Raw genomic sequence first — 16,867 nt, 5'->3', positions numbered from 1 at the left:
TTTATTTTAATAGTTTTTCAACTTCATCTACAATATGCTTTGTGGCATCTACTAAAGCCATTGTTTTAATATTCTCTCCTAATTCTTCACAACGCTCTGGCGACATGATTAACTGCGTAAATTTGTTTTCGAAATCGACATCTAAATCAGATTCTTTAATCAACATCGCAGCATTCTCTTTAACATAAGCCATGGCATTTTTTGTTTGATGGTCTTCGGCCACATTGGGTGACGGAATAAAAATAACTGGCTTTCCTACAATACTTAATTCTGAAACAGATATAGCTCCTGCTCTAGAAATAATAATGTCGGCCGCAGCATACGCTAAATCCATATCTTTTATAAATGCATGCACTTGTACGTTCTTAGTATGGTCGTATAGTTTATACTTTTCAAAATATAGTTTCCCGCATTGCCATATCACCTGAACATTATGCGTTTGAATAAAATCGAGTTCTTTTTCTATTAACTGATTTATCCTTCGCGCTCCTAAACTACCCCCAAGCACCAAAAGTGTTTTCTTCTCTTTGCTTAATGAAAAATGCTCTAAAGCTTGTTCTCGTTTTGTGTCTATGGTTAGTAAATCTTGCCTAACTGGATTTCCTGTTTTTACAATTTTTTCACTAGGAAAAAAGCGTTCTAAACCATCATAAGCCACACAAATTTTATCTACTTTGGAGGCTAATAATTTATTTGTAATTCCAGGAAATGAGTTTTGCTCCTGAATAACACTTGGTATATTGCTTGACGCTGCCACTTGTAGCAATGGTCCGCTAGCATACCCTCCGGTACCAATAGCCACATCTGGCTTAAAACGTTTTATAATACCTCGTGCTTTTATTAAACTACCAATAACCTTAAACGGAAAGCTTAAGTTTTTAATGGTTAGCGATCGCTGTAAACCAGAAATCCAAAGTCCTTCTATCTTATAACCAGCCTCTGGGACTTTATCCATTTCCATACGGTCTTTGGCGCCTACAAATAAAAACTCGGCATTAGGATACCTTGATTTTAGTTCATTTGCAATGGCAATCGCAGGATAGATATGACCTCCTGTTCCACCTCCAGATAATATGACTTTAATTTTTTTCATTATATCGTTTCGGATAACACCTCTAAAGGGTTATCTTCTTTCTCTTCTTGTTCCTTAATTTCTTCTCTTTTTGCACTTACACTTAACACAATACCTAAGGCCAAGCAGGTCATCCATATTGATGTTCCACCACTACTAATCAGAGGTAGAGTTTGCCCAGTCACAGGGAATAACTCGACAGCTACGGCCATATTTATGAGTGCCTGAAAAACAATTGGCAGACCAACACCTAAGACTAAAAGTTTACCAAAAATAGTATCGGATTTTTGTGATGCAATAACAATTCTAAATAATAACCATAGATAAAGCACCATTAAGAAAAACCCGCCTAACAGTCCATATTCTTCCACAATAATGGCAAAAATAAAATCTGAAGACGATTGTGGCAAAAAGTGTTTTTGCTTACTTTTTCCTGGTCCAAGCCCCTGGACACCTCCTGAGGCAATGGCTATTTTTGCTTTTTCAATTTGATAACCATCTTCACCTTTATCGTCGGCATAACTTTCAATTCTACTCATCCATGTATCTACCCTATTAGGCATAGCATCTGGGAAAGCTTTTGCCACCAACACAAAAAATGTTAAGCCTAACAACCCAGCACCTAATATCACCGCTAAATACCGTATAGGATATCCGCCTAAAAACACTAACATAAGTACCATTACAAACATAATAGCAGCTGTGGAAAGGTTTGCTGGAAGAATAAGCACAAGCACTAAAAACACTGGTGTCCACAAAGGCAAAATAGACTCTTTAAAAGTAATTACCTGATCTTTAATTTTAGACATGTATCTTGCCACGTAAACCATTAAAACCACGAAAGCCAAGGTAGACGGTTGAAATGACATATTTACAATAGGGATATTTATCCAACGACTAGCATTTGCACCTGCCATTGTAGTACCTTGTAACAGTGTTATTAACAGAAGTATTAAAACTACAGGCATCATAACAATAGATAACCCCTTAAAGTAGCGGTAAGGCACTTTATGAACACCGAACATAACTACAAAACCTAAAGCTAGATGAATAAAGTGCTTAGCAAAATCGGTAAATGTACTTGCGCCACTACCGCCGTAGGCCAAATTGCTCGCCGCACTATAAACAGGCAAAAACGAGAAAACAGCCAATAAAGCCGCAATGGCCCATATTAGCTTATCCCCTTTAATATTTTTAAAAATGGCCTGCATTTGTTTTTTTTATAAGTTTCTTACAGCTTCTTTAAATTGCCTTCCTCTATCTTCGTAATTTTCAAACAAGTCGAAACTCGCACAAGCTGGCGATAATAAGACATTATCTCCTGGCTCGGCTAACTTGTAAGCTATTTTAACAGCTTCGGTCATGAACTGAGTTTCTACAATAACGTCGACCATCGAGCTAAAGCTTTTTAGGAGTTTTTCGTTATCAACGCCTAAGCATACTATGGCTTTTACTTTTTCATTTACAAACGAAAAAAGCTCTTCGTAATTATTGCCTTTATCCTCGCCGCCAACAATCCAAACGGTTGGTGCTCCCATACTTTCTAACGCATAATATGTTGCATTAACGTTAGTGGCTTTAGAGTCGTTTATGTATTGTACCTTATTAATTTTAAGCACATTTTCTAAACGATGTTCTACACCATGAAAGTTTTCTAAACTCTCGCGTATGGTTTGCTTTCTTATTTTAAGTAAATGCGCTACTGTTGAAGCTGCCATAGCATTCTTCACGTTATGCTTTCCTTCTAATGCTAATTTATCTGTTGGCATATTTATTATGTTATTATCTATTGTTATTATTATTCTATCTTTTTCTAAATAAGCGCCGCTTGTTACTTTTTTTGTTAATGAAAACGGCAATAATGTTGATTTAACGGGATGTTTTGTTAACCAATCCACAATCACTTCGTCATCGGCATCATAGATTAAGTAATCGGTTTTGGTTTGATTTTCGGCTATTCGAAATTTTGAGGCGATATAATTTTCAAACTTATATGCATACCTATCCAAATGATCTGGTGTAATATTGGTTATCACTGCGATATGTGGCTTAAATGACACGATATCATCTAATTGAAAACTACTTATTTCCAACACAAATGTTTTAACGTTTTCATTTAGCACCTGCAAAGCGAAACTGTCCCCTATATTCCCCGCTAATCCTACTTGTAATTCTTGTTTGAGAATATGATGTGTTAATGCTGCTGTGGTTGTTTTACCGTTACTTCCTGTAATACCCACTAAAATCGCATTGGTATATTTTGATGCAAATTCGATTTCTGAAACAATAGGAATGTCTTGTTCTTTTATTTGCTTTACCAATGGAACTGTATCTGGTATTCCTGGGCTTTTCATCACTAAATCTGCATTAAGTATTTTGCTTACTGTATGCTGCTTGTCTTCCCAATCAATATTATTATGTATAAGAACGTCTTTATACTTTTTCTTTATCTCACCTTTATCTGAGACAAAGACTTCGTATCCTTTTTCCTTTCCTAATAAAGCGGCTCCTACACCACTTTCACCACCACCAAGAATCACTAACCGATTCATTTATCTAATTTTTAAAGTCACTATGGTTACAATTGCTAGCAAAATGCCTACAATCCAGAACCTGGTCACTATTTTACTTTCGTGATATCCTAATTTTTGATAATGATGATGTAAGGGCGACATTTTAAAAATGCGCCTTCCTTGACCAAACTTCTTCTTAGTATATTTAAAGTAACTTACCTGCAACACCACAGAAAGATTCTCTGCTAAGAAAATACCACACAACACAGGGATTAACCATTCTTTTCTTACAGCAATAGCTATTACAGCTATGATACCTCCAATAGTTAAACTTCCCGTATCGCCCATAAACACTTGCGCCGGATAGGTATTATACCATAAAAACCCAACCAATGCTCCAACAAATGCAGCGATATAAATGGTTATTTCTTCTACTTTTGGGATATACATAATGTTTAAATAATCGGAAAAAATTATGTTACCCGATATCCAGGCAAAAATGCCTAAAGTGAGGACAATTATGGCCGATGTACCCGCCGCCAAGCCATCTATACCATCGGTTAAATTGGCACCGTTCGACACGGCTGTAATTATAAAAATGGTTGCCAAAATAAAAATAACCCATGCGTAAGGTTTTAAGTTTGGACTTATCCAAGTAATTAAATCGGCGTAATCAAACTCATTTCCTTTTACAAATGGAATGGTTGTTTTGGTTGATTTTTCTTCGGCTTTAAATAATTTTGAAGGTTGTACATTAGGATTTTCTTCAAGAATTACTTTTTGCTGCTCAACGGGTAGTTTCTCTTTTATTGTTACACTATCATTAAAGTATAAGGTTGCGCCAACGATAATTCCTAAACCTACTTGCCCAAGCACCTTAAATTTGCCTTTTAATCCTTCTTTATCGTTTTTAAATTTCTTTATGTAATCGTCGATGAACCCTATGGTTCCCATCCACACTGTCGCTATTAACAGTAAAATGATGTAAACATTCTCTAATTTTGCCAACAAAAGTACTGGAATAATAGTGGCTAGAATGATTATAATCCCTCCCATAGTTGGTGTTCCTGCTTTTTCAACTTGACCTTCAAGCCCTAAGTCTCTTATGGTTTCACCAACTTGTTGTTTTTGTAAAAAAGCAATGATTCGTTTTCCAAAAATGGTTGAAATAAGCAACGACAAAATTATAGCCAAAGCCCCTCTAAAGGTTAAAAACCCAAATAGAGATGCTCCAGGTAATTGGTAGTGTTTTTCTAAATATTCGAATAAGTAGTATAACATGTTACTTTTGTAATTGCTTTAAAAATTCTTTTACTATTTTAAAATCATCAAAATCGAAGCGTTCGCCTTTTATCTCTTGATAAGTTTCATGGCCTTTGCCCGCTATTAAAATAATATCGTTAGCATTTGCCATTTGACAAGCCGTTTTAATCGCCTGTTTTCTATTGGTTATAGACAGTGTTTTCTTGACATTATCTGGCGATACACCTTTTTCAACATCCTTTATAATCTCATCTGGATCTTCATGTCTTGGATTGTCGCTAGTGAAAATGACTTTTGTACTTAACAACGACGCGATGTTTCCCATTTTAGGGCGCTTTGTTTTATCTCTATTTCCGCCACAACCAACAACCGTAATTAATTCTTCATTTTTTGTACGAATGCTGTTTATGGTTTCCAACACATTTTTTAAGGCATCTGGTGTATGGGCATAATCAACAATAGCGGTTATTTTTCCTTCGGAAATAACATATTGAAACCTTCCAGCCACACTGTTTAACTCACTTATAAGACGCAATATTTCAACCTTTTCCAACCCTAACAAATCTGCCGCACCATAAATAGCTAAAACATTGTAGGCATTAAAACTTCCTATTAGCTTGGTCCAAACTTCACTCTCATTCACTTTAAGCAAGAGACCGCTAAACTGATTTTCTAGAATCATGGCTTTATAATCTGCCATACCTTTTAAAGCGTAAGTGTATTTTTTAGCCTTTGTATTTTGAAGCATCACTGCACCATTCTTATCATCTGTATTTACTAAAGCAAAGGCGTTTTTAGGCAACTCGTCGAAAAAGCGTTTTTTTACATCGCGATACTCGGCAAATGATGCGTGATAATCTAAATGATCATGCGATAGGTTTGTAAAAATCCCACCAGAAAAAGCAAGTCCTTTTGTTCTATTTTGATGAATACCATGCGAACTCACTTCCATGAAGCAAAATTCCACACCATCGTCATTCATCATTTTTAAATATTTATTTATTGTTAATGAATCTGGCGTTGTATGTGTTGCTTTAAACGCTTTATCATCGACCATAATTTTCACAGTAGAGAGCAACCCAACCTTATAACCCGCGTTTTTAAACAATTGATACAACAACGACGCTATAGTTGTTTTACCATTTGTACCAGTAACACCTACTAATTTTAAATTTTCGGATGGCGACCCATAATAATTTGACGCCATTTGCGCTAAAGCTACAGAGGCATTATCCACTTCAACATAAGTCACCTTTTCTACTTTCTCACTAGGCAACTTTTCGCAAACAATGGCCACAGCACCTTTATTTATAGCGGTTTCAATATAGTCATGACCATCAACAGCACTTCCTTTAATAGCCACAAACACATCGCCTTTACTTACAAGTCTTGAATCGAACTGGATACCATTAATATCTTGATGCGTATTTCCTGAAACGACATTTAAACCAACCTTATATAATATGTCTTTTAATGCGTGTTTCATGCTTTAATTACAACTGTTTGATTTGCTTTTAATTTTGTTCCTCTTGATACAGATTGCGACTCTACAATCCCTTCTCCCGAAGCCCTAACTTTTATATCAACATCCATGTTTTCTAATAAGGAAATAGCATCCATTAAAGGCATTCCTACAACACTTGGCATAATGGTTTTGTAGGTCTGCGCCGTATCGAAATAACTTTGATAGCTTTTTTCAGCTAGTGCATTTTTAACCGTTAAAGTTTCTATCTCATCTACAATAGGTGTTTCGGTAAATATTTTTTGCGCAATGCGTTTAAAGACTGGCCCAGAAACATCTGCACCATAATATCCCTTTTTAACACTTGGTTTATGTATAATAACTATACACGAGTATTTTGGATTTTCAGCAGGGAAATACCCAGCAAACGAGGACACATACCTTGGATTTTCACTCCAGTCTTTCATCCAATATTCCGACTTAGCAGTTCCTGTTTTTCCTGCCATGGAGAAATACGGCGAATACAATGATCTCCCGGTTCCTCTTTCTACTACATGTTTTAAAATATCTTGCATTTGATGCAGAGTTTCCTCTGAGCATATTCTATTATTCACCACCTGCTTGTCAAATTTTTCAACCTCTCTATTAAGTTCTTTCACTTCTTTAATAAATCGAGGCTTCACCATAACACCATCATTCGCAATAGCATTATAAAATGTTAATGTCTGTAATGGCGTTAAACGCAGGTTATATCCGTACGCCATAGAAGGCAATGCATTTTTACTCCACAGTTTATCTCCTGGCTTTGGAATAACTGGCTTCCCTTCTCCAATAATGGGCAAGCCTATAGGTTTATCTAACCCCCAAGAACTTAAACGGGATAAGAATTTTTCTGGATTTTTTGAGTAATTATCATCTATAAAAGTTGCCATTCCAATATTTGAAGACACCTCTAAAGTTCTAGCAACAGATATTTTACCATAGCCACCATGTTTCGAATCTGTAATATATCTTCGATAAAATTGCTTACGCCCTTTTTTGGTATCTATTACTGTAGCTGTATCAACCACCTTATCTTCTAGTGCCACCATAAGTGCCATGGTTTTAAATGTAGATCCTGGTTCGTGTGATTCCCAAACGGCATAGTTTCGTTTTTCGTAATAACTTCCATTTTCTGTTCTAGCAAGATTAGAAATTGCTCTAACCTCTCCTGTTTTAACCTCCATAACAACCACACAACCATGCTCGGCTTTATAATACTCTAATTGTTGTAACAAAGAATGGTGCGCAATGTCTTGTATATTACTACTAATGGTGGTATAAACATCATAACCATCTTTAGGCTCAACTTGATTATAATCTACAATAGGTTTCCATTGTCCTTTTCCTATACGCTGCTTTAAACGCTTACCATCAACGCCTCTTAGGTATTTAGCTCCAAAAGCACCATCAAGACCAGGTCTGGTTATATTACCTTTATCATCTACTCTTTCGTAACCTATAGTTCTTTGTGCTACACCACCCATTGGATATTCGCGTTTGGTGGTTTGTTCGACTATTAATCCGCCTTTAAATGCCCCCAAGTTCAATAAAGGAAAACTTCTAAATCGCATATAATCGGAATACCCCACATTTCTTACAAGCGGGTAATAACGGTTTTTAACCGCTCTAGCGTGTCGTAGTTTTTTCTGATAATAAGCTGATGATTTTCCAGAATATGCAGAAAGCGAATCGCAAAGTCCTTTTATATTTTCCTCAAACCGCTTATTAGTTGATGTTACCGCATCGATAAGAATATCGTATTTAGGTATTGATGTTGCTAAAAGATTACCATCTACCGAGTAAATATTCCCTCTATTAGCTGGAATAACCACATTTTTCACCAAACGGTCATCGGCCATACTTTTGTATTCATCACCATGAACCAACTGAATTGTTAGTAATTTAAATACAATTAGTAGTGCGAAGATGAACATACATCCTGCAATAAAATATAACCGATTTAATATGTTCTTCTCGTTTACTGCCAAGTTGAACTATTTACTAGATTTAACTATAATTTTTGTTGGTGGAATTTCTGAAATATAAATCCCTTTCTCTTTCATTTTTAACTCTACGACGGTCTCTTTTTTTAACCGCATTAACTCGCTTCTACCTTCTACAAACATGGAGTGCAGCTCTTTCACTTCATCTTTAAGTTTTGCTATGTCGTGCACTTTCCTATCTGCGCTATGCGAACTCGCTATCATGACTAAAGCCAGCAAGGATAAAAACAAAATCATACGCCAGTTTTTAAAAGCATCTTCACTTACCAAAAATTTCCCTTTTAATATGTTATGAAGTCTACTTTTCATTTAACGATACCTTTTCTGCCACTCTTAACTTTGCACTTCTTGCACGACTATTCTGTGCAATTTCTTCTTTTGAAGGCACAATTAACTTCCCTACTTTTTTTAAAGGCACCTCAAAATTGCCATATATATCGCGTTCTGGCTCACCTTCAAACATACCGTTTCTAATAAATCGTTTCACCAAACGATCTTCTAGAGAGTGATACGAAATCACACTTAAACGCCCATGAGGTTTTAACAATTCTGGCACCTGAATTAAAAACTCTTTAATAACTTCAAGCTCTTGATTCACCTCAATTCTAATTGCTTGGTATATTTGAGCCAGCACTTTATTTTCTTTTTTATGACCCAAAAACTTTGCTAATGCTTGCTTTAAACTTTCTCCTGTTTTTATATCTTGGTCTTTTCTATAATGAACAATACTCCTTGCCATTGCTGGCGCTTGACGCAACTCTCCGTATTGCTTTAAAACCGACGCCAAATGCTTCTCCTCATATTCATTAATCACATGAAATGCCGACAGCTTATCGTTTTGATTCATTCGCATATCCAACTCTGCATCAAATCGCGTAGAAAACCCTCTTTCTGGCTTATCGAATTGATGTGACGAGACGCCAAAATCGGCTAAAACACCATCTACTTTCTTTATTCCATAAAGCCTTAAAAAGCGATTCATGTACCTAAAGTTCTCGTTAATCAACGTAAACCTATCGTCCTCAATTTTGTTTTTTAACGCATCTAAATCTTGATCGAAAGCAAACAACTTCCCTTTCTCACCCAAATGCTTTAAAATCTCTCTACTATGTCCACCGCCACCAAAAGTCACATCTACATAAATACCATCCTCTTGAATATTTAATCCATCGACGGTTTCTTTAAGCAATACTGGATTATGATATTCCATCTTCTTCATCTTGACCCATTACTTCTTCGGCTAAATCGGCAAAATCCATTGCCGCATCATCAATTGCTGCTTCATAGCGCTCTTTATCCCAGATTTCAAGAATATTGACCGCCGATGATACTACTGTGTTTTTTGAAATTCCCGCAAAGACAACTAAGTCCTTAGGAATTAACAAACGTCCTGTGCTATCTACCTCAACTATCTTTACACCAGCTGTAAATCGCCTAATAAAATCGTTATTCTTTTTCTTGAACCGATTTAACTTATTCACCTTCTGCATTAACAATTCCCACTCTGCCATTGGATATAGTTCCAAGCAGGGCTGAAACACTGCTCGCTTTAACACAAACCCATCTTGAAGCACATCTGCCAACTGCTTTTTTAGCGCAGCAGGAAGCATAAGCCTTCCTTTGGCATCAGCTTTACATTCGTATGTTCCTATTAATGAGTTCAAAAGCAGTTCGATCTTTGAAATTCAAATATATCGAAAAATATACCACATTTTACCACATTTTACCACTTTGTTGATAATTTTTCGATTAACCGCAGGAATATGTCGTTTTTATCTCAATGAAAATTTCTTTAATCATTGATTTTCAAACAGCTTACACACATTAAACAGCGCCCCAAACAATTTATTAACAGCTTTAAACAGCATTGCAGAAACACCGAAACCAATAATTGTAGATTTTTTGAATGATTTGACTATATTTGTTTTTTACGAAAAGACTAACTGATTAATGGCGCACAGACTAAAAAAAGAGAAAGATTACAGCTACATAGAAGTCGGAGAAGGCACACCTATTATCGTGCTTCATGGGTTGATGGGCGGATTAAGTAATTTCGACTCTGTCACTTCACACTTTAGCCAAAAAGGGTATAAAGTTATTATTCCAGAGCTTCCTATATACACCATGTCCTTATTAAAAACTAATGTAAAAAGCTTTGCCAAGTATTTACATGATTTTATTGAATTTAAGGGATTTGACGAGGTTATTTTATTAGGAAATTCTCTTGGCGGGCACATAGGACTTTATCACACAAAAATGTTTCCCAAAAAGGTTAAAGCTCTTGTTATAACTGGAAGTTCGGGACTTTATGAAAGCGCCATGGGAAGCGGCTACACAAAACGTAGCGATTATGAAGTTATTAAAAAGAAAGCGCAAGATGTGTTTTACGATCCTGAAGTTGCCACCAAAGAGATTGTAGACGAAGTTTACGAAACGGTTAACGACCGAAATAAATTAATAAAAACACTTGCCATTGCTAAAAGTGCGATTAGACACAACATGTCTAAAGACCTCCCAAATATGCACACACCAACCTGTATTATTTGGGGTAAAAACGACACAGTAACACCTCCAGAAGTGGCCGAAGAATTTAACGAGCTTTTACCAGATTCTGATTTATTTTGGATTGATAAATGTGGTCACGCTGCCATGATGGAACACCCGGAAGAATTTAATAGTATCCTTGAAAAGTGGCTTACAGAAAAGCAGTTTTAAACAAGCAACTATGGAAATTAAAACAGCAGAGTTTGTTATAAGTAATTCTGAGGTCAGTAAATGTCCAAATACTAATTTACCAGAGTACGCTTTTATTGGACGAAGTAACGTTGGTAAATCCTCGTTAATAAACATGCTTACTGGGCGAAAAAAGCTTGCCAAAACCTCTGGAAAACCTGGAAAAACACAATTAATTAATCACTTTTTAATTAATAAAAATTGGCATTTAGTTGATTTACCCGGTTATGGCTATGCGCGAGTTTCAAAGAGCACTAAAAAAACATTTCAAAAGTTTATTACACAGTATTTCGAAAAACGCAAACAACTTGTTAGCGCCTTTGTTTTAGTAGATATTAGACATAAACCTCAGCCAATCGATTTAGAATTCATGCAATGGCTAGGCGAAAACATGATTCCGTTTTCTATTATTTTCACAAAGGCTGATAAACTAAGACCTAAAGCCATAGAAAACCATATTAACGACTACAGAACCATCATGTTAGAATACTGGGAGGAGATGCCAAACTACTTTATAACTTCCTCTACAAAAGATATGGGTAAAGATGAGCTTTTAAATTATATTGGGGATATTAATAAAAGTATTACATAGTGAGAATTGCTTTTATTATTGTTTCATTTTTATTAATCAACGGTTATTCTTATGCTCAAAAAAAACACAAACGTATTTATGTAGACGAAAACGACCAAGAGATTAGCCGCTCTGAACTCCTAAATAAATGGAGAGATAAAAATTTACTTCTAAGTAGATGGGATTATATTAAAAACAATACACGCTACGTTACTCTTAAGAAGGATTTATATCAAACAGCTCATTTTAATTACCAACATATTAAATCAAGACTTGAGTTTCTTACTAAAAATAAAGTCGACAATAACACCATCATCCTTTTAGAATATTACTACAAAGACGACCTATGTTCCTCTAAACGAGATAACACATGGACAAAAATAGAAATTAGTGATAGAAAAAGGTTTCTCAGCCCCATTCTTAGAACCTTAAAAGGACAAGACATAACTTTTATAGTGTTATTTGAAGAAGATATTATATTAAACAACAACCCAAAACTCAAAAAAGAATATTTTTATACAGATAAAGACAACTATTTTAGGAACAAACTTTTCACAAACCCTACATTATGCGGTTCGTTTGCTTTAATTAAACCTAATGGAGAAACGCTAATACGTAATGGAGAGTACAGAGCTGACTGGATGGCTGAGCATTTAAAAAAAGAAAATTGGAGTATTTTCTTTGGCAGTACAAAAGAATAGTAACTTTCTTTAAGTTTTTACTTCCAAAGCATCTCGCAATGCATTTCCTATAAGCATAAACGCCATAACCAAACTCATAATACACAATCCAGGAATTAATGCTAAATAAGGTTTCCCAAGAATAATATAGTTATAGTGATCTTTTATCATAGCGCCCCAACTTGCCATTGGTGGTTGTGCGCCAATACCCAAAAAGCTCAATCCGCTTTCAATTAAAATGGCTGCTGCAAAATTAGCGGCTGAAATTACAATTACTGGCGCCATAATATTAGGTAGTATATGCTTAAATATAATTCTAAAATCTTTATACCCTAACGCTTTTGCAGCTGTTATATACTGCATATTTTTCGCACTCATAACTTGCCCTCTTACCACACGAGCCACTTCTACCCACATGGTTAATCCAACTGCTATAAACACTTGCCAAAACCCTTTTCCTAATGCTAATGTTATTGCAATTACTAATAACAATGTTGGTATGGACCAGGTTACATTTATTAACCACATAATTACAGCATCGACTTTTCCGCCATAATACCCAGCAAGGCTTCCTAATAAAATACCCACAACTAACGAAATAAAGACGGCCACAAAACCTATAAAAAAAGAAATTCTTGCCCCCACTAAAATACGGCTTAGCATATCTCTTCCATATTTATCAGTTCCAAAAACAAAGTGTTTTTGTGTCACATATGGTTTTGTTTCAAAATCAGAGAATACGATGTGTTTTTCTTCAGCTTCTAATCCACCAGACACGTATTCTTTATAAAAAAGCGTGTCGTTTTGTATGTTATGATATGAAATAGGAATTTCTTCATCTAAATTTTTCACTCCAAAAAACCATTTATCAAAAGCATTTTGGTTGGTGCTTACTATCGATGGAACAGTTAGCATATCGACTTTAAATCCAGGATTTTTTGAATGGATAGAAAGATGCATTTGGTTTGCACTTACCGAATTATCTGGCGCAATTACGTAAGCAAACACTGAAATTAGCCCAATAAGGATTATAAAAAGAAAACTAAAAACGCCCCAAAAATTACGTTTGAATTTTTGGAGCGCTAATGCTGTTAATGAATTTGATTCGCGACTCATAAAAGTCTTAGTCCTTTACCGTAGCTACTTTATTTATAGAGTAGGAAAGCTTTAAGTCTTCTAAAACATTCAAGGCCTCTTCTATGTATACGTCTTTACTCAAGCTTTTATGCCAACGATCGCGTTTATCTTTTAAAACGGTGTCATTTAAAAACATATTTTGCTCGTAGGGTAACGACTCAAACGTTAAGTTTGTTTTGTAATCGTTAAGTTTATCGAAACGTTCGGCAATTTTTTCGTTTTCATCTAGTTTGGCTTTATAAGCATTATAATTTAATGAATGATGCGTTTCGTCCATTCGTTCTTTAACCCATAAAGCGTTTTCATTAATAAGTTTTAGCTGTTCGTTATTAATCATACGTTGTTCGCTGTTTTTAATAGCTTGGTCATAATCGTAATAATTATCCCAATAGGTATGCTCTACAGAAGCAATTTTATCGTATGGTAATGGATTTTCCTGATCTTTCTCTCCTATATCTATGTAAGAATACCTATCTGGCACAACCACATCGCTTTTAACACCTTCCAATTGTGTCGATCCGCCACTTACGCGATAAAACTTTTGTGTGGTTAGTTTAAGCGCCCCTAAATCGCCATTTCTATTATTTTTAACAATTCGGTTTAAGTCAAAAATATTTTGCACCGTTCCTTTACCATAGGTTTGTTTGCTTCCTATAATAATAGCTCTTTTATAATCCTGCATGGCTGCTGCTAAAATTTCTGATGCCGAGGCTGACAGCTCGTTTACCATAATAACCAAAGGACCATCCCAAATAATAGATTTGTCTTTATCTTTTAAAACCTCTTTAGGTTCTCCTGTAGATCTTACTTGAACAATTGGACCGTCTTTTATAAACAAACCAGCTATATCGACAACGGTTTGCAACGACCCGCCACCATTATTTCTTAAGTCTAAAACTAGTCCTTCCATGCCTGCTTCTTTAAGACGTTCGATTTCTTTTTTAATATCAGAAGCAGCATTTCTATTTTTATAATTTTCAAAATCCACATAAAACTTGGGCAGATTAATTACCGCAAATGTTTTGTCGTTTTTCTTAACTATAGACGATTTGGCATAAGTTTCTTCCAGTTCTACAACATCTCTAGTTATGGTGATATCTTCCACCGTTCCATCTACTTTTTTTACTGTTAAAATTACTTTAGTGCCTTTAGGGCCTTTAATTAATTTTATGGCGTCGTCTAATCGCATACCAACAATATTTACTGGCTGCTCTTCATCTTCTTGGCGTACTTTCATAATAACATCGCCTACTTCCAATTCTTTTCCTCGCCATGCTGGACCACCAGAAATAAGCTCGACTATTTTTGTATTATCCATACGTTTTTGAAGTCTCGCCCCTATACCTTCCAATTTTCCAGACATTTGCTGATCGAAACGATCTTTATCTTCTGGAGCAAAATAAAAGGTATGTGGATCGAACTCTTCAACGATTGAATTCACATACATAGCAAACCAATCTTTTCGTTGTAAATCGTCGATATAATCATTAAAATACAAATCGATAGACTCTAAGGTTTCCTCTCTAGCTTCTTGCTCTATCTGTGCTAATGTTTTTTTCGCTCCTTTTTCAGAAGCATCAGGTTTATTTTCTTTTAAGTTTTCCTGTTCTTGCATTAAAGCATCGTAATTAGCTAAGTTGCTAAATTTAAGTTGCTTTCTCCAACGCTCTTTTAACTGACGGCTATTTTTTGCATAATCTTGATTTTCGTAATCAGAACTATAGGCTTCATCTACCGAATAATCAAAAGGCTTCTCTAAAACTTCTTTATAAATGTCTTTAGCTTCATCAATACGTTTCATTAATCGTTCGTTAGTTAAGTTAAAGAACGAAATGTCAAATTGTTTTAATTGATCGTCAAGCTGATATTTATAGGCTTCAAATTCCTTAATATCAGATTTTAGAAAATAACGTTTTAATGGGTCTATCTGATCTAAATAATCTTGGTAAACCGCTTCAGAAAAACTATCGTTTAATTCTTTAGGATCGAAATGTCCGCGTTCTAGAACATAAGTAATAACCTGTACTAATAACTTGTCTTTATCAGGATTATCAAAAGTTTTAGACGTAAAGCTACACGATGCAAATGCTAATAACAGCACCAACATCAAAATTTTATAATTTCTTTTCATAAGTCTTATCATCATTATTATACTTATTTGGCTTAATAAAAAGGCCAGAAAACTTATATTAAATTAAGTTTATAAGATTACTAAATTAAAGAAAAAACCATGCCAATGAAACCTATTGACACTAATTTTTTGTTAAACAAGATAAAATCATAGTTTACAATAGATTTTATGTATTTTAGCTTAATGAAAAAATGCCTTTAAAATGCCCAAAAAACCTCTTATTTTAGTTACAAATGATGACGGTATAACAGCTCCTGGAATTCGTACATTAATTACTGCTATGAAAACCATAGGCGAGGTTGTTGTTGTTGCACCCGACAGTCCACAAAGCGGTATGGGGCACGCCATTACGGTAAATTCTACCTTACATTTAGAGCGTGTTACTATAGATGATGACTCGCAAACAGAGTATAGTTGTTCTGGTACGCCAGCCGATTGTGTAAAACTTGCTGTTAGAGAAATTTTAAAACAGAAACCTGACATTTGTGTTTCTGGCATAAATCACGGCTCAAACTCTTCTATCAACGTTATTTACTCTGGCACCATGAGCGCCGCATTAGAAGCTGGCATAGAAGGCATTCCTGCTATTGGATTTTCGTTATGCGACTACAATTACAATGCTAATTTTGAAGCTGCTAAACATTTTGCCACTAAGATTGTGAAAAAAGCGCTAAAAGAAGGCATTCCTAAAAATACTGTACTAAACGTTAACATTCCTAACACCCCTTTAAATGCTATTAAAGGCATAAAAGTGTGCAGACAAGCCAAAGCCAATTGGGTTGAGGAATTTGATAAACGCCAAACACCTCTTGGTAAAGACTATTACTGGCTAACTGGAAAATTTGTTAACCTTGACAAAGGAGAAGATACCGATGAATGGGCTTTAAACAACAATTATGTTTCTATTGTTCCTGTGCAATTTGATTTAACTGCACATCATACTATTCAAACTTTAAACTCGTGGAATTTTAATGAATAAAAAAGATATTATTATTGGATTTGTAGTTGGCTTAATTGCCAATATAATTGGCTTATTTATGGCTACATTATTTTATAATAGCAACCGTCCGTTTTGGGAAACACTAAACGCCGCTATTTCTCATGGCTCGATTAGTCAATTAATAAGTTTTGGTGCTGTTTTAAATCTATTAGCTTTTTTTATATTTTTAAAAAAGAAACAAGAATACCGAGCAAGAGGTGTTTTATTAGCTACCCTTTTTGCAGCTGTTTTAACATTTATCATTAAATTCTTATAAGTAT

At 35.1% G+C, this 16,867-nt stretch carries 16 protein-coding genes; 5 read left to right on the top strand and 11 right to left on the bottom strand.

What is annotated here, in order from left to right; all coding sequences use genetic code 11:
• Nucleotide 1: 1 nt before the first annotated feature.
• From murG to mraZ, 9 genes are read right to left on the bottom strand one after another with little or no spacing between them, the layout of a single operon-like run.
• The gene (gene murG, locus EJA19_RS03510) at nucleotides 2–1,093 is read right to left on the bottom strand and encodes an undecaprenyldiphospho-muramoylpentapeptide beta-N-acetylglucosaminyltransferase (RefSeq protein WP_125466949.1); all 1,092 of its coding nucleotides are present in this window, start codon (nucleotides 1,091–1,093) and stop codon (nucleotides 2–4) included.
• Complete coding sequence (locus tag EJA19_RS03505) at nucleotides 1,093–2,283, bottom strand: FtsW/RodA/SpoVE family cell cycle protein (RefSeq protein WP_125466948.1); 1,191 nt, start codon at nucleotides 2,281–2,283, stop codon at nucleotides 1,093–1,095. Before EJA19_RS03505 ends, murG begins: the two co-directional genes overlap by 1 nt.
• A 9-nt stretch (nucleotides 2,284–2,292) precedes the next feature.
• Nucleotides 2,293–3,624, bottom strand: coding sequence for a UDP-N-acetylmuramoyl-L-alanine--D-glutamate ligase (gene murD, locus EJA19_RS03500; protein ID WP_125466947.1), 1,332 nt, complete (start codon nucleotides 3,622–3,624; stop codon nucleotides 2,293–2,295).
• The gene (gene mraY, locus EJA19_RS03495; protein ID WP_125466946.1) at nucleotides 3,625–4,866 is read right to left on the bottom strand and encodes a phospho-N-acetylmuramoyl-pentapeptide-transferase; all 1,242 of its coding nucleotides are present in this window, start codon (nucleotides 4,864–4,866) and stop codon (nucleotides 3,625–3,627) included.
• A gap of 1 nt (nucleotide 4,867) precedes the next feature.
• On the bottom strand, nucleotides 4,868–6,334 hold the full coding sequence (locus EJA19_RS03490; RefSeq protein ID WP_125466945.1) for a UDP-N-acetylmuramoyl-L-alanyl-D-glutamate--2,6-diaminopimelate ligase: 1,467 nt from the start codon (nucleotides 6,332–6,334) through the stop codon (nucleotides 4,868–4,870).
• Complete coding sequence (locus EJA19_RS03485; RefSeq protein ID WP_125467137.1) at nucleotides 6,331–8,286, bottom strand: penicillin-binding protein; 1,956 nt, start codon at nucleotides 8,284–8,286, stop codon at nucleotides 6,331–6,333. Before EJA19_RS03485 ends, EJA19_RS03490 begins: the two co-directional genes overlap by 4 nt.
• Before the next feature lie 60 nt (nucleotides 8,287–8,346).
• The gene (locus EJA19_RS03480) at nucleotides 8,347–8,664 is read right to left on the bottom strand and encodes an FtsL-like putative cell division protein (protein WP_125466944.1); all 318 of its coding nucleotides are present in this window, start codon (nucleotides 8,662–8,664) and stop codon (nucleotides 8,347–8,349) included.
• The gene (rsmH, locus tag EJA19_RS03475; protein WP_125467136.1) at nucleotides 8,654–9,565 is read right to left on the bottom strand and encodes a 16S rRNA (cytosine(1402)-N(4))-methyltransferase RsmH; all 912 of its coding nucleotides are present in this window, start codon (nucleotides 9,563–9,565) and stop codon (nucleotides 8,654–8,656) included. Before rsmH ends, EJA19_RS03480 begins: the two co-directional genes overlap by 11 nt.
• Nucleotides 9,552–10,019, bottom strand: a complete 468-nt coding sequence (gene mraZ / locus EJA19_RS03470) for a division/cell wall cluster transcriptional repressor MraZ (RefSeq protein ID WP_125466943.1) — start codon at nucleotides 10,017–10,019, stop codon at nucleotides 9,552–9,554. The genes rsmH and mraZ overlap by 14 nt, the downstream gene beginning before the upstream one ends.
• Before the next feature lie 286 nt (nucleotides 10,020–10,305).
• On the opposite strand from mraZ, the gene EJA19_RS03465 reads away from it, so the two are divergent.
• From EJA19_RS03465 to EJA19_RS03455, 3 genes are read left to right on the top strand one after another with little or no spacing between them, the layout of a single operon-like run.
• Nucleotides 10,306–11,070: an alpha/beta fold hydrolase gene (locus EJA19_RS03465; protein WP_125466942.1), complete on the top strand. Its 765-nt coding sequence runs from the start codon at nucleotides 10,306–10,308 to the stop codon at nucleotides 11,068–11,070.
• 10 nt (nucleotides 11,071–11,080) lie between these two features.
• Nucleotides 11,081–11,680, top strand: a complete 600-nt coding sequence (gene yihA / locus EJA19_RS03460; RefSeq protein ID WP_125466941.1) for a ribosome biogenesis GTP-binding protein YihA/YsxC — start codon at nucleotides 11,081–11,083, stop codon at nucleotides 11,678–11,680.
• Nucleotides 11,680–12,360, top strand: a complete 681-nt coding sequence (locus tag EJA19_RS03455) for a hypothetical protein (RefSeq protein ID WP_125466940.1) — start codon at nucleotides 11,680–11,682, stop codon at nucleotides 12,358–12,360. Before yihA ends, EJA19_RS03455 begins: the two co-directional genes overlap by 1 nt.
• A gap of 9 nt (nucleotides 12,361–12,369) precedes the next feature.
• On the opposite strand, the gene EJA19_RS03450 is transcribed toward EJA19_RS03455, so the two are convergent.
• Together EJA19_RS03450 and EJA19_RS03445 are read right to left on the bottom strand one after the other, a co-directional pair.
• Complete coding sequence (locus EJA19_RS03450; protein WP_125466939.1) at nucleotides 12,370–13,455, bottom strand: ABC transporter permease; 1,086 nt, start codon at nucleotides 13,453–13,455, stop codon at nucleotides 12,370–12,372.
• 7 nt (nucleotides 13,456–13,462) lie between these two features.
• Complete coding sequence (locus tag EJA19_RS03445) at nucleotides 13,463–15,607, bottom strand: carboxy terminal-processing peptidase (RefSeq protein WP_125466938.1); 2,145 nt, start codon at nucleotides 15,605–15,607, stop codon at nucleotides 13,463–13,465.
• Nucleotides 15,608–15,809: 202 nt separating this feature from the next.
• Between EJA19_RS03445 and surE the strand changes: the two genes are divergently transcribed.
• Entirely contained in the window at nucleotides 15,810–16,586 is a 777-nt protein-coding gene (gene surE / locus EJA19_RS03440; RefSeq protein WP_125466937.1) for a 5'/3'-nucleotidase SurE, read from the top strand.
• Nucleotides 16,579–16,863 (top strand): hypothetical protein, encoded by a 285-nt coding sequence (locus EJA19_RS03435; RefSeq protein ID WP_125466936.1) that lies wholly within the window; start codon nucleotides 16,579–16,581, stop codon nucleotides 16,861–16,863. Before surE ends, EJA19_RS03435 begins: the two co-directional genes overlap by 8 nt.
• Nucleotides 16,864–16,867 lie beyond the last annotated feature (4 nt).

It is taken from the genome of Mangrovimonas spongiae (genome assembly GCF_003944795.1).
GTDB classification, from domain to species: Bacteria; Bacteroidota; Bacteroidia; order Flavobacteriales; family Flavobacteriaceae; genus Mangrovimonas; species Mangrovimonas spongiae.
Note: the sequence above shows the minus strand (reverse complement) of the source record. Positions and strands in the feature narration are given on the sequence as shown.

What these genes read in the sequence shown, in the direction of transcription:
- mraY (WP_125466946.1), bottom strand. Translation starts at nt 4,866, where the DNA reads ATGTTATACTACTTATTCGAATATTTAGAAAAACACTACCAATTACCT.
- EJA19_RS03480 (WP_125466944.1), bottom strand. Translation starts at nt 8,664, where the DNA reads ATGAAAAGTAGACTTCATAACATATTAAAAGGGAAATTTTTGGTAAGT.
- EJA19_RS03445 (WP_125466938.1), bottom strand. Translation starts at nt 15,607, where the DNA reads ATGAAAAGAAATTATAAAATTTTGATGTTGGTGCTGTTATTAGCATTT.
- rsmH (WP_125467136.1), bottom strand. Translation starts at nt 9,565, where the DNA reads ATGGAATATCATAATCCAGTATTGCTTAAAGAAACCGTCGATGGATTA.
- EJA19_RS03450 (WP_125466939.1), bottom strand. Translation starts at nt 13,455, where the DNA reads ATGAGTCGCGAATCAAATTCATTAACAGCATTAGCGCTCCAAAAATTC.
- EJA19_RS03465 (WP_125466942.1), top strand. Translation starts at nt 10,306, where the DNA reads ATGGCGCACAGACTAAAAAAAGAGAAAGATTACAGCTACATAGAAGTC.
- EJA19_RS03485 (WP_125467137.1), bottom strand. Translation starts at nt 8,286, where the DNA reads ATGTTCATCTTCGCACTACTAATTGTATTTAAATTACTAACAATTCAG.
- surE (WP_125466937.1), top strand. Translation starts at nt 15,810, where the DNA reads ATGCCCAAAAAACCTCTTATTTTAGTTACAAATGATGACGGTATAACA.
- EJA19_RS03505 (WP_125466948.1), bottom strand. Translation starts at nt 2,283, where the DNA reads ATGCAGGCCATTTTTAAAAATATTAAAGGGGATAAGCTAATATGGGCC.
- murG (WP_125466949.1), bottom strand. Translation starts at nt 1,093, where the DNA reads ATGAAAAAAATTAAAGTCATATTATCTGGAGGTGGAACAGGAGGTCAT.
- yihA (WP_125466941.1), top strand. Translation starts at nt 11,081, where the DNA reads ATGGAAATTAAAACAGCAGAGTTTGTTATAAGTAATTCTGAGGTCAGT.
- EJA19_RS03435 (WP_125466936.1), top strand. Translation starts at nt 16,579, where the DNA reads ATGAATAAAAAAGATATTATTATTGGATTTGTAGTTGGCTTAATTGCC.
- murD (WP_125466947.1), bottom strand. Translation starts at nt 3,624, where the DNA reads ATGAATCGGTTAGTGATTCTTGGTGGTGGTGAAAGTGGTGTAGGAGCC.
- EJA19_RS03490 (WP_125466945.1), bottom strand. Translation starts at nt 6,334, where the DNA reads ATGAAACACGCATTAAAAGACATATTATATAAGGTTGGTTTAAATGTC.